Origin of the sequence: Paraglaciecola sp. 2405UD69-4, assembly GCF_047525415.1 — a bacterium.
Lineage (GTDB): Bacteria > Pseudomonadota > Gammaproteobacteria > Enterobacterales > Alteromonadaceae > Paraglaciecola.
Map to the genome: position 1 here is coordinate 1008821 of NZ_JBLIXM010000001.1, position 11601 is coordinate 1020421.

Annotated in this window: 11 protein-coding genes; 5 read left to right on the plus strand and 6 right to left on the minus strand. The window is 40.3% G+C overall.

Annotation, left to right across the window (positions count from 1 at the left end; all coding sequences use genetic code 11):
* Positions 1-10 precede the first annotated feature (10 nt).
* From ACMUMK_RS04530 to ACMUMK_RS04550, 5 genes are read left to right on the plus strand one after another with little or no spacing between them, the layout of a single operon-like run.
* Positions 11-1231: an FAD-dependent oxidoreductase gene (locus ACMUMK_RS04530; RefSeq protein ID WP_414699933.1), complete on the plus strand. Its 1221-nt coding sequence runs from the start codon at positions 11-13 to the stop codon at positions 1229-1231.
* 41 nt (positions 1232-1272) lie between these two features.
* Positions 1273-1560 (plus strand): hypothetical protein, encoded by a 288-nt coding sequence (locus ACMUMK_RS04535; protein WP_414699934.1) that lies wholly within the window; start codon positions 1273-1275, stop codon positions 1558-1560.
* A 6-nt stretch (positions 1561-1566) separates the two neighbouring features.
* Positions 1567-2034, plus strand: coding sequence for a Cys-tRNA(Pro) deacylase (ybaK, locus tag ACMUMK_RS04540; RefSeq protein ID WP_414699935.1), 468 nt, complete (start codon positions 1567-1569; stop codon positions 2032-2034).
* A 35-nt stretch (positions 2035-2069) separates the two neighbouring features.
* The gene (locus ACMUMK_RS04545; protein ID WP_414699936.1) at positions 2070-2552 is read left to right on the plus strand and encodes a GNAT family N-acetyltransferase; all 483 of its coding nucleotides are present in this window, start codon (positions 2070-2072) and stop codon (positions 2550-2552) included.
* A 30-nt stretch (positions 2553-2582) separates the two neighbouring features.
* Entirely contained in the window at positions 2583-3335 is a 753-nt protein-coding gene (locus ACMUMK_RS04550) for a sulfite exporter TauE/SafE family protein (protein WP_414699937.1), read from the plus strand.
* Positions 3336-3369: 34 nt separating this feature from the next.
* Here ACMUMK_RS04550 and ACMUMK_RS04555 read toward each other — a convergent pair whose 3' ends face one another.
* The 6 genes from ACMUMK_RS04555 to ACMUMK_RS04580 are packed head-to-tail and all read right to left on the minus strand — an operon-like array spanning position 3370 to position 11542.
* The gene (locus ACMUMK_RS04555; RefSeq protein WP_414699938.1) at positions 3370-5292 is read right to left on the minus strand and encodes a hypothetical protein; all 1923 of its coding nucleotides are present in this window, start codon (positions 5290-5292) and stop codon (positions 3370-3372) included.
* Positions 5289-7637, minus strand: coding sequence for a hypothetical protein (locus ACMUMK_RS04560; RefSeq protein WP_414699939.1), 2349 nt, complete (start codon positions 7635-7637; stop codon positions 5289-5291). The genes ACMUMK_RS04555 and ACMUMK_RS04560 overlap by 4 nt, the downstream gene beginning before the upstream one ends.
* A gap of 1 nt (position 7638) precedes the next feature.
* The gene (locus tag ACMUMK_RS04565; protein WP_414699940.1) at positions 7639-8826 is read right to left on the minus strand and encodes a BatA domain-containing protein; all 1188 of its coding nucleotides are present in this window, start codon (positions 8824-8826) and stop codon (positions 7639-7641) included.
* 30 nt (positions 8827-8856) lie between these two features.
* The gene (locus ACMUMK_RS04570) at positions 8857-9753 is read right to left on the minus strand and encodes a DUF58 domain-containing protein (protein ID WP_414699941.1); all 897 of its coding nucleotides are present in this window, start codon (positions 9751-9753) and stop codon (positions 8857-8859) included.
* A gap of 3 nt (positions 9754-9756) precedes the next feature.
* The gene (locus tag ACMUMK_RS04575) at positions 9757-10779 is read right to left on the minus strand and encodes an AAA family ATPase (protein WP_414700325.1); all 1023 of its coding nucleotides are present in this window, start codon (positions 10777-10779) and stop codon (positions 9757-9759) included.
* Positions 10780-10837: 58 nt separating this feature from the next.
* Positions 10838-11542 carry a DUF4159 domain-containing protein gene (locus tag ACMUMK_RS04580; RefSeq protein ID WP_414699942.1) on the minus strand — a complete coding sequence of 235 codons (705 nt, stop codon included), beginning with the start codon at positions 11540-11542 and terminating at the stop codon, positions 10838-10840.
* Positions 11543-11601: the final 59 nt, after the last annotated feature.

Sequence of the window (11601 nt, forward strand, 5' to 3'; positions counted from 1 at the left end):
AAGTGAACAAATGTTACATTTTGATATTGCCATAATAGGGGCAGGTGTTGTGGGGTTAACCCAAGCACTAGCCTTACAAAAGTCTGGGTTATCTATCGCTGTGATTGATGCAAGTTCAAGTGAAGGCGCACCAAGTGGTGAGCCAGAACTCAGGGTTAGTGCATTAACCTTGGCATCCCAAAATGTCCTAGCGTCACTTGGAGCCTGGCAACATATTAGCCGTGACAGATTAACATCTTATAAAGAAATGGCGGTGTGGGATAAGGATAGTTTTGGAAAAATACACTTTGATGCCAAGCAGGTTCAACAACCTCAATTAGGTTACATAGTTGAAAATCAAGGGGTAAAACATAGCTTGTGGCAGCAAGCTTCCCAAAGCCAGAATATTGAAATATTCGCTCCAAACAAAATCAGTCAACTTGTATTTGGTAAGCAGGAGAGCTTTATTAGCCTTGATGATAATTCCCAGTTAAGTGCGAGCTTAGTTATTGGTGCTGATGGGGCTAATTCACTCGTTAAAAAGTTGGCTGGCTTTCCACAAACTTTTTGGGATTATGATCAGCATGCAATTGTGGCAACAGTAAAAACAGCCTTGCCTCACAATAATGTTGCCAGGCAAGTTTTTACACCCTCCGGGCCTTTAGCTTTTTTACCTCTATGGGATGAGCATCTTTGTTCTATTGTTTGGTCTCAGGATGACGCTCGTGCTAAGGAGCTTTTGTCTATGGATTATTCTGAGTTCAACCAAGCCTTGAGTGTAAACTTTGATATGACATTAGGTTTATGCGAGCTTGTAAGTAACAGGCAGTCTTACCCACTTAAAATGCGCTATACAAGGCAATGGGTAAAAGATAGAGTGGTCATCATTGGTGATGCGGCCCACACTATTCATCCTTTAGCTGGGCAAGGCGCCAATCTTGGTATCTTAGATGCTGCTGCGCTAGCTGAGCATATTTTAAAATTAGTCGCAGATGATAAAGATTTTTCATTAGCAAAAAATTTGCGACCTTTTGAGCGTTGGCGTAAAACAGAAGCCGCTAAGATGGTCGCCTCAATGGAAGGTTTTAAACGTTTGTTTGCTAAAGAGCAGCCCGTCAAAAAAATACTTCGAGGTATGGGCTTAAGTTTGGCGGAGCATACACCATTTGCAAAAGATAAAATTATTCGACATGCAATGGGCTTAAGTGGAGAGTTGCCAATAATAGCGCAACATAAAGTACAAAAATCTTAAAAATTAAGATTTTAATATTAGAGCCATACGAAGGAATTACTATGTATATAAAAACGACTATTCTAGCTTTTGTTATTCTATTTGCTGGATGTGCCGCACACCATGAGCCATCTCATGGTAAAAAGGCCGAAAAAGGTAGTGAAGATTATTTAGGTGAGAACGGTATTAAAGAGTATGAAACAGACCCTGCTGTTGTGCTCCGTCGAACTAATAAGGTTAAGTGTCAAGAAGCTAGAATGGATATGGTGGATGCCGAATCTAAGCGTGATGAAGGTGAAATTCGCTTAGTTAAAGCTCGACTACAGAAATACTGCATTGCTGACGAATAATGTTTTATGACACCTGGAATTAATCAAGCCAAAAAAGCCAAGGTAGCTTATACCATTCACGAATATGAACATGATGCTAGTAGTCAATCTTATGGTTTAGAAGCAGCTGAAAAGCTTAACTTACCTACCAAGCAAGTATTCAAAACTCTAGTAGCTAAACTTGATGGCGCGAACTTAGTGGTGGCTATTTTACCTGTAGACTCAATGTTAAGTATGAAAAGCCTTGCTAAAGCCTGTGGCGGAAAGAAAGCTGAAATGGCAGACAAACAAGAAGTACAACGGTCAACGGGTTATGTATTAGGTGGTGTAAGTCCTTTAGGTCAAAAGAAAGCGTTAAAAACTGTTATTGATGAGTCCGCTAAACACTTTACGACTATTTTTGTCAGTGCAGGGCGCAGAGGTTTAGAAATTGAACTTAGTGCTGCTGATTTACAGTCTTTAACTAGGGCAACATTTTCTGCCATTAGCCAATAACTGTATTTAGATTATTTGACATGGGAAACCTGAATATGACAGTTGATGTTCAAATTATTGACTATCTTGAACCAAAACAAGCGCAAGATATGATTTACCTGCTTAATCAATACGCCCTTGATCCAATGGGCGGTAATGCTCCTTTGGGTGAAAATGTGAAAGATAGCCTTACCGATGCTTTATCAAAAGTACCTAACGCATTTAGCATTATTTGTTATTTAGGTGGTAAGCCCGCTGGATTAGCTAATTGCTTTATTGGGTTTTCGACGTTTAAGTGTAAACCGCTAATTAATATTCATGATCTAGTTGTAAGTAGCGAGTTTCGCGGACGCGGTGTCAGTCAGTACTTGTTGCAAAAAATAGAGTCTATTGCGATGAAAAAAGGATGCTGTAAAGTTACTCTTGAGGTACTTGAAGGTAATGTTATTGCTCAAAAAGCGTATCAAAAATTTGGATTTTCAGGATATGAACTAGACCCTAAAATGGGTAAGGCTATGTTTTGGGAAAAGGCATTGTAAGTGTTAAATCAAGGTGATTACAGCTAATCAATGATTGAACTATTTGGTTATACATTAAGCTTTCAAGATGCGGCATTGCTATGTTTAGTCGCGTTTTTTGTAGGTATGGCTAAAGTAGGTGTTCATGGAATTGTGATGCTAGCTGTACCTTTACTGGCACTGATTTTTGGTGGTAAAGGATCCACGGGTTTAATGTTACCTATGATGATAATGGCGGATGTTTTTGCGGTATTTTATTACCACAGGCATGCTAACTGGGGTTACCTTGGTAAATTGTTTCCGTCGGCAGCCATAGGCGTAATAATTGGCACCTGGTTGGGACAAGTGATTGATGATCAAGCTTTTAGAGCCATAATGAGTGTGATCATCTTTGTAAGTTTGGCCATGATGGTATGGATGGAAAAAGCCAATAAAGAGCGTATTCCAGACTACTTATGGTTTGCGCTGTTAATGGGGTTATTAGGTGGGATAACCACTATGATTGGTAACCTAGCTGGCTCAATTATGGCGTTGTATCTTCTTAGTATGCGTTTACCTAAGAATGAGTTTATAGGTACCGCTGCTTGGTTCTTTTTAGGTATAAACTTGTTTAAGGTGCCGTTTCATATATTTAGCTGGCATAGCATCACGGTTAACTCCTTCTTGTTAAACCTTAGTTGCCTACCCTTTATTGCACTAGGAGCTTGGTGTGGAGTCTGGGTAGTGAAACGAATTGCAGAGCAAAGCTATCGATGGTTAGTGATAGGCATGACTGCTTGTGCTGCTGTCTTGATGTTAGTGTGATTGTTTAGGCAATCAATCTATCGTCGTTCATAGCTTAAAATAGCTTTCTTTCTACCCATAAAACACTTAAAGATAAAAGCAATATTACCCAAAGCCAAAGCTTATTAATATCTTGGTAATAGTGATTACTAGTTGTTCTTGGGTGCTTTGATAATACTTGCTTTGTGGCTTCTGTGTTTTGCGATAGCCTGTGGGCTACCCACTGGTTTTGTCCGTATACGTAGCCAAAAGATACTGCTAAATTTTTTGAAAGGTCTTTGTCGGTGAGGGCAGTACTTAGTTGATACCAAGCTTGATATTCAGGCCATAGTTGCACGCAGTTTTTATCCTCTTGTAGAGGATCACGATTCAGGTATACCGAGTGGTTTAAGTCTGACTTTGGTGCAGATAACGCCAGATAGGATGCTGTAGTGTTATTTCCTATGAAGCATCTACTAGTAGGTGTCCCTACGAATGTAATGTTTTTGTCGTCCTCTGGTAGCCAATAATTACCTTGGTTGGGCCTACTTATTTTGTGAATAAGAGTTTGCCAATAATGGCTATAATCTGCTGTTTTTCCAGACGTTTGCCACATATGGCTATTATTTATTAAAGATAGTGCGATATTCCCAAATCCATATTTTTCCATGGCAACTAAGGTTGAAAGCTGATTACCTGAAACTAATACTTCACCACTAATTGCTTGTAAATCTGCTCTGATAACGTCTATGGCCTCTTCAATTTTACTGTTTTCCCAAACTGGAATACGAGAATATGATGCGACATCTAAAGCTTGAATGGAGAAGTTACGCAGCCAATCTACCTTGATACTAGCCCATGCTGCTAGCAACTCATTATCTACTAAAACTAATACCCCTAATCCTTGTTTGCTCGCTTTTGAAGTGGCTGCAATTTGTTCCGGTGTTAGCTCTAGTAGGGTTCGCCCATCAAGTATTAAGGTATCAAAAGTATGTAAGGCTTCTAGGTTTAGTGGGGAGCTTAGTTGAGAGAGCTCTTCATCGGAAAAATTAATGACTTGGGTAATATCTTTGCTTTTACTTATTTTAGTGCTGATAAACAACTTAGTGCCAAACTGGCTTGCCCAATTTGAAAAATGCCGAGTTTCAAAAGAGGGAGCTGATTGTTTTATTTGTATTCTCAAAGGAGGGTTATTACGTACAGACACTGCAAGAGTTTCATCAATAATTGGTTTTAAAGAGTTTGATATACTTAATTGCAAACTATAAAGCCATTGTCCTGGTGCCTTAGTTGCCGCCGTAAATTTAAAGGATTCGCCTGATTTTATTCGCTGAGTTTCAATCACTTCATCGATGGGGTTTAGTAAAGACAACTCATATATAGTGTCTTTATCTTGGCCGTTAAAACGCCCCTGTAAACGCCCAGTAATTTCTAGATACTGCCCAACCACTACACTTTTTGAAAAGGTGATATCTACCAAACCTAAAGACGGAGGGCTTGGGGTAAATGAAATATCTAGCTTTGATATTTCATCTGGAGATAAAATTGCGTGTAAGTTTTGCCATTGCTGCTTTGATACACCCGCCCCAACTATTTGTAATGCTTGCAAGTCTATACCTGAGGTAAATATTTGTGCTGAGTCTTGAATTACTGCGGCGTTTTTAAATATTTTATGGCTGCGAAGTGTGTTATCAATTGGCTCTAACGCTAGGATTTGATTAGATGAGTAAAGTTGCTCTAATTGAGAACTCGTGGCACCTTGCGTTATAAGCACTGTGGGATGGGGGGACTCAGTACTAAGTTTTATATCTATGGCCAGCCCTACAAGGGATAGACCAGCCATAACCGAGCTAAGTACAACTAAGGTTAATCGGGCTTTATGTGCGCTAAGTCGCTTCGCCGCTAAATAACTACTGATAGCAAACGTAAGTAATACTAAGGTTAGTAATATCACAGCCATAATCGGGTGTGCTGATAACTCCCCTAAAGAAAAAATCATGGTGTCATCCCTTGCTGATTCAGTTGTAGAAACTCAGCATATTTTTTAAGGCTTGGGTTAGCGATTGAGTAATGAGTTAATTGATTGGCTGGTTCTGCCGTGGCCTGAGGTAATGCTTGCCATAACTTAGCAGCCAAAGTTTTTAAGCATTGTTCACAGTTTGATAGAGGTAAGGCTTTGGCTAGGTTCATTTTTTCTAAGGTGGCTATAAATGCAATATCCGTGGGGGATGTGTCAAGTTGCTCGCTAAAATGCCCTTTGATTAATGCAATATCTTCAAGTTGTTTGGCATTTATTGGTGTGACGCTTGTTGTTGATGTGTGGTTTAGTAAAACAAGTAGCCTTTTCATGGCATCTACCTTAGGCTTGCTGATTTCTATTTGTTCGTTGCGTTGATAGCTTAGTATCTTGGAAAGTTTACCTTCGTACCTTCTTTTTTCAGAAACCGGCGGAGGCTCAAAACCGAGTCGTTTTACATAAATACGTTCTGCTTTTTTAGCGCGGTTTAAAAATTCCAAAGCTAGGTTTTCATAGGGTAGGGCTTTTTCAGGCTCTGCTAATTGTAAATGTAATTCTGCTTGCCACATATTAGCGATAGAATTTTTCATCAAGGTAATTGGACTAGGTATCCCTTTTTTTACAAAGTTTCCATCGTCACTGGCCCCATGTGCGTGCCCAAATTGCGCTATGACTTGGCTATATCCTGATTTGTCATCCTCAGTGGCATCAAGCTCGCTGTTATCGTGTTCATGGGATGCAGACTCTGTGCGTAGTGCTTCTTCATGCTCATCTTGTTTGGCATGAGCTTCAAGTAGAGGGTGGGCTAAAGCCTTGCTTTTTTCATTTTCTTCGTGATGATGACTAGGCCATGACTCCATTGTGTGTAGGGTGCCACTTTCAAACTCATCTCCTAAAAATTGGCCGTACTTCTTTTTAAGTGCACTTTGAGCAACGCCAAGATCCCGAGAGGTTTCAATGAAGTCTGTATTTTCCATGTTTGCTTTGTTAGCAATCAACTCTTGGGTTTCAATGATGATTTGTCGTTGGCTTTTGAAATACTCAGGAACGAAATCAAGCAAAATACCGTCGCTTTGTATGCCTTCTTCCTCATCTTCCAGCCATCTTACAATTTTGTTGGCGGAGCGACTCAGTTGTGGTGCTGGCAAACTGTTTTTCTGCCTATTATCAAAAGCCCGCACACTAAAGTAGAGTTCATCTCCTGGTTGCATCTTCAGTGCTGATAAATCCCACTCTTTTAGAAACTCTGATTTACCCTGGTTATCTCGTTGCGAATCAAATGCAAACGTCTGGTCTCTGAACTTAACTGATTCTCCAGAGCCACTGGCAATAGAGGCTAAAATTTCTACTTTTTCTAAACCAAAGTCATCATAGATTTCGACTTTAGTGACAAATTTAGGTGTCGCATTGTTAGGAATTTCGGTGATGGTTTGTGTTGGCTCGATAAAACGGATTTGCGGAGCACTGTCAGGGGTGACTGCAATTGTGTAAATATCGGAAATAGCAGTGTGATTGTCCGAAACAAAGTAAACAGAAGTGGTATCTATCAAAGCGCTAGCTAGGTAATTGCCTTGTTCATCTTCAATCAAAGGGATAACTTGCTCGCCAAGCATAATAGCTAGTGGGGAGTCTTTGGGCGGGTTAGATAGTATTAATTGCCAACTAACTTTGGAGCCTGTGACTATCTCTAAGTTGAAATCCGAAACGTCGCGCTTGGCTAGCCGAGTGTACCTGGGAGGCTCTATTGATATTAGAACTTGCTCGATTGTCACGGCTTTTGGGGTTTTATGTATGTTATCTACTTGCTTTTGTCTCTGCGGGGTGTTTTGAGAGCTCTCTATATCTACTAGTTTGAGGGTCAGTGTCAGCAATAAAGTTATAATTATGACTGCAATGGCTAAGGTTGCAGGGTACTGGGGGAGGTGAGCTGATAGATCCTTAGCCAGTATGCTTTGTACTTTGGGGGTTATCCGTTTACTTTGTAACCTTTGAAGTAAGGTTAAAGCCGCTTGTGGTGCAATAACAAGGTGCGCACTTTCTTCACATTCGGGAAACTCTCTATTAAGGTGCTGTAATAGGGAGTCAGCAGACACTGCTTTGTATTTAGCTGTTTTTGTTACTTGCCAGCAAAGCAAAATAAAGCTGCAAGTTAACGCTATATAGACAAGATAGTTTGCGCCAATTGATAAGTAAAAGCATGCCCAAATAAGAAGAATGACTGCCAAGGATTGTAAGGCGCGCTGAATGACTAAGCGTTTTTGTATGCGTTTAACTAGCCCCTTAATAGTATCTGAGGTATCCATTTCATTGCGTGATGAGTGTGTCATATTAGTTACCCTCACCTGCATTTTCCTTGATTGCAGGCCACTCACTTATCAGGCGCTCTGCCATAAGCAGTAGTACCAATAATAAAAGTAAATAAATATGTAGGTTAGTACCAGTAGTGACGGCTGTTTGTGAATCTTGCTGGCCTACTTTAGGTAGTTGGGATATTTGCGTGTCAGATAGCCTGGCATTGTCTGCAAACCAAGCCTGTGTTTGATTTTCAAATATTAAAGACGCTAGCGTTAAAGGAAAGGCTAGGGTCTTATAGTCTTCAAGCTGTTGGCTGTTTATTATTGTTAGGTTGCTAGTTGTCCAGCTATCAGGTACAGCAGAATCAGCAAGATAAATGATGTATGGATGCCCACTATCACTTTTTAAATTAGTAATAAAATTTTCAGGAATTTGCTGGCTGTTAAAGTAATCTACCGATAAATCAACAGGCAAGGTATCTGTTAAGGCGTTTACAGCGCCCTTGAGATATGTCACTTGTTCTTGATGGTTATTATCACTTACCACCGTGACATTAGCCCTAAGAGTTGCAGCAATATTTGATACTGGCAAAGGTTTTATTTTCCAGTTTATCGGGTTTTGTATTAGGGGTTTAGCACCGCTAAATTGATTCAATCTATTGGTGGTGAATACAGTGAAGTTTTGTTTATTAGAAAGTGTATGGGAGATAGCAGCAACGCTTGCCCACAAATTTAAAGGTTTTATGTGTGCGCTTTGTTGCTGATTATATTCCTCAGAAAGTCGTTTTAGTTCAACAAAATTAAATGGTTCTAGTGGGGTAACTTGTTTTGCTGAGTCTACCACTAGCCAAGTATTACCAGATACGTTAGCAGCATAACTGTCCACTAGCTGCTGCTTTTCGGAGTCATCGCTTTGACTGATCCAGTCTGCTGTAATTAATATCGCTTGGTTATCTGATGGGGTTGAATGCTTCCAAAATGCTTGCGTGAGTAATCCACATAGCATCAGTAAAATGAGTAGGCGCAATATGAGTAATAACCACTGTGTTAAGCGGGCCTGATTGAGTTGTGCAGTATTTTTTACCGTAATTAAAGCAATATGGGCGAAGGGGACAAGCTTACCTTTGTGTTTACTTAAAAAATGAATGGCAATAGGGATGAGTAAACTTAAAAGCCCCCATAAATAAATAGGTGACTGAAAAGTAAGGGCTAACTTATCCATGGCGTAAATCCAAAGTATGCAGACTCAGGCTCATAACAATTTGCCTCTAGCCAGTAGAAATTGATGCAGGGTTTCATCTAAAGCTTTATCTATGTTGCCTTTTATATGTTGAATATTGTTAGCGGTGAGTCGCTGCTGAATTTTTTGATTTAAACTGGCTCTATTGGCAAGGTAATCCGCTCTTACATCTTTAGCTGACACTAAAACTTGCTGCTTGGTTTCTCTGTCCTCAAAGTGAATATGCCCCTTGTATGGAAATGTGATTTCTTCATCAGTTTCAAGTTGCAGCGCTACAACTTCTGTTTTATGGCTAGATAAATTTGCCATAAAATCGAAGATTTCATTGTTATGCTCGTAGAAGTCGCTAACAACAAATACCAGGGCATTTTGTTGCATTTTAGCTAGATAGTTTTGAATAAGCCCACTGCTTGGAAAGGTTTCGCCTGCTTCCATATTGCTGAGTTGCAACAAGCACTTTTGCCACTGCTGTTTACCGGGTAAGGCAGGTAAAAAGTGTAAATTTTGGCTAGATAATCCCAGTAAACCTAATCCGTCGCCTTGCTGGTGGGCTATATAACCAATAGTGGCTAAAAGATGGCGTGCATAGTCAAACTTATTCCAGCCTTCTTTAGAGTCTGCCCCCTGTTGTAACATAGAGGCACTGGCATCTAGTACTAGCCAAATATTGATATTACTTTCTCTTTCTGACTCACGAACAAAATATTTGTCCGAGCGCGCATATAACTTCCAATCAATGTTAGACAGTGCATCTCCAGGCTCGTAGGCACGATACTGACTAAACTCGATGCCTGTCCCTCGTTTTACACTATTGTGTAAGCCGTGCAAAAAGCCCTGAGCGACAGTTTTGGCAACTAAGGGCATGTTTTTTATGCGGGCGAGTACCAAAGGGTCGAGAAACTGGTCCATATGTTATTTGGCTGACTTAGTAAAAGGGCCTTTAGGTAAAGGCAGCTCTTTGATTAACGCGTTTATAACCTGTTCTGTAGTGACGTTTTGAGCTTCAGCTTGAAAATTCAATAGTAAGCGATGCCTTAGTATCCCATGGGTAACCCCATGAATATCATCTAAGGTAACTGCAAAGCGTCTATTCATTAGGGCATTCGCTTTGGCGCACAAGACTAAAGCTTGTCCAGCTCGAGGGCCTGCTCCCCAGCGCACATATTTTTTGACCGATTCAGATACACTGTTATTAGGGCGGGTATTACGGGTCAGTTGATTGACATAAGCGAGCAAAGTGTCGGAAATGTCTATGTCTCTTACTAGCTGTTGCAATTGCACTATATCTTGAGCATTTAGCATGGCGTTGGGCTGCTCTGAACTTGTGCCTGTGGTACGACGGAGCACTTCCATTTCTTCTTGTTCGCTAGGGTAGTCCACACTGATAAACATCAGAAACCTGTCTAATTGGGCTTCAGGTAAAGGGTAAGTCCCTGCTTGTTCTACAGGGTTTTGTGTTGCTAAAACAAAAAACGGTTTAGGTAGCGGGTAACTTGTGCCGCCATAACTGACTATTTTCTCTTGCATGGCTTCAAGCAGGGCTGCCTGAGTTTTTGGAGGCGTACGGTTTATTTCGTCTGCTAATAAAATATTGGTGAATACTGGTCCCTTTTGAAATTTGAAAAAACGGTCTCCACTTTCATGGTCAGTCTCAAGTATTTCAGTACCCACTATATCACTTGGCATTAAATCTGGCGTAAATTGTACCCGCTTGAATTCTAGCTCTAAGGTTTGCGCTAAGGTGTGCACCATTAAGGTTTTAGCCAGCCCTGGTACACCTTCAAGTAGGCAGTGCCCACCAGCTAGAATACTCACCAGTAATTGTTGAATAACTTGCTGCTGACCAACTATCACTTTACCTATTTCAGCACCAACATTGTTAAGTTTGCTGAGTAATAGCTCAATGTCTTCTTGGGTTAAAGCTTCTTTGTTCATCATTAGTTTATTCTTATATTTGATTTGAAAAATTGGTTTAACGCCACATCTAGGCCCATTAAGCTGTCATTGCGTATACGACAATATTGACAGCAAATTTGGTGTTATCTTCTCTTAGCCAGCGTTTGTTTCTAAAGTCATAGTCCCATTCACAACCTAAGTCTTTGTTACTATACAAAACGGCTATCCGTCCGTTTATCTCAATGGCTTTTAAGTAATCATGAACTAAATCATCACCCCAGCCATTTAGCTCTATGGACGTTTTAGGTGGTCCATCAAACTCAAAAAATGACGAATAAATAGCATGATCATTGGGGATTTTATTTAAGGCGTCTGGGCCAAAAATATCCAGCATTTCAGCTTCAAACGACCTAGCAAACATACCGTCAATATCATGATTACAGTCGTCTACAAAAACAAACCCACCATTTTCTACGTACTGCTTAAAGTTCTTTTTTTCTTGCTGGTTAAACTGCACTAACCTGTGTCCAGCCATATAGCAAAAAGGTGCACTTAGCATGCTTGGATCTGATAGAGGAATGATTCTTTCTTGAATATCAACCCTGATACTCGTGTATTCAATTAGTGAGTTGAGCACATTTGCTGGCATTCGTTCATCTACCTCCCAATCGCCAGATTCGTAGCTCAAGCGTGTGAAGTAAAAGTCGTATTCACTATTTTGACTATATGAAATCTTCGGTAACACCAAGGTTACTGCCAAGGCACAAGCAGAAGATACAAATTGCCGACGGTCTTTTTGCATAAGGACTAACAATCATCAATGAAAGGACATTAAAATACCCAAGGCAGCACAAAGCGCCT

Excerpts from the sequence above, each read along its gene's own strand:
- ACMUMK_RS04530 (WP_414699933.1), top strand. The coding sequence starts at position 11 with ATGTTACATTTTGATATTGCCATAATAGGGGCAGGTGTTGTGGGGTTA.
- ACMUMK_RS04535 (WP_414699934.1), top strand. The coding sequence starts at position 1,273 with ATGTATATAAAAACGACTATTCTAGCTTTTGTTATTCTATTTGCTGGA.
- ybaK (WP_414699935.1), top strand. The coding sequence starts at position 1,567 with ATGACACCTGGAATTAATCAAGCCAAAAAAGCCAAGGTAGCTTATACC.
- ACMUMK_RS04550 (WP_414699937.1), top strand. The coding sequence starts at position 2,583 with ATGATTGAACTATTTGGTTATACATTAAGCTTTCAAGATGCGGCATTG.
- ACMUMK_RS04545 (WP_414699936.1), top strand. The coding sequence starts at position 2,070 with ATGACAGTTGATGTTCAAATTATTGACTATCTTGAACCAAAACAAGCG.
- ACMUMK_RS04565 (WP_414699940.1), bottom strand. The coding sequence starts at position 8,826 with ATGGATAAGTTAGCCCTTACTTTTCAGTCACCTATTTATTTATGGGGG.
- ACMUMK_RS04555 (WP_414699938.1), bottom strand. The coding sequence starts at position 5,292 with ATGATTTTTTCTTTAGGGGAGTTATCAGCACACCCGATTATGGCTGTG.
- ACMUMK_RS04570 (WP_414699941.1), bottom strand. The coding sequence starts at position 9,753 with ATGGACCAGTTTCTCGACCCTTTGGTACTCGCCCGCATAAAAAACATG.
- ACMUMK_RS04560 (WP_414699939.1), bottom strand. The coding sequence starts at position 7,637 with ATGACACACTCATCACGCAATGAAATGGATACCTCAGATACTATTAAG.
- ACMUMK_RS04580 (WP_414699942.1), bottom strand. The coding sequence starts at position 11,542 with ATGCAAAAAGACCGTCGGCAATTTGTATCTTCTGCTTGTGCCTTGGCA.
- ACMUMK_RS04575 (WP_414700325.1), bottom strand. The coding sequence starts at position 10,779 with ATGAACAAAGAAGCTTTAACCCAAGAAGACATTGAGCTATTACTCAGC.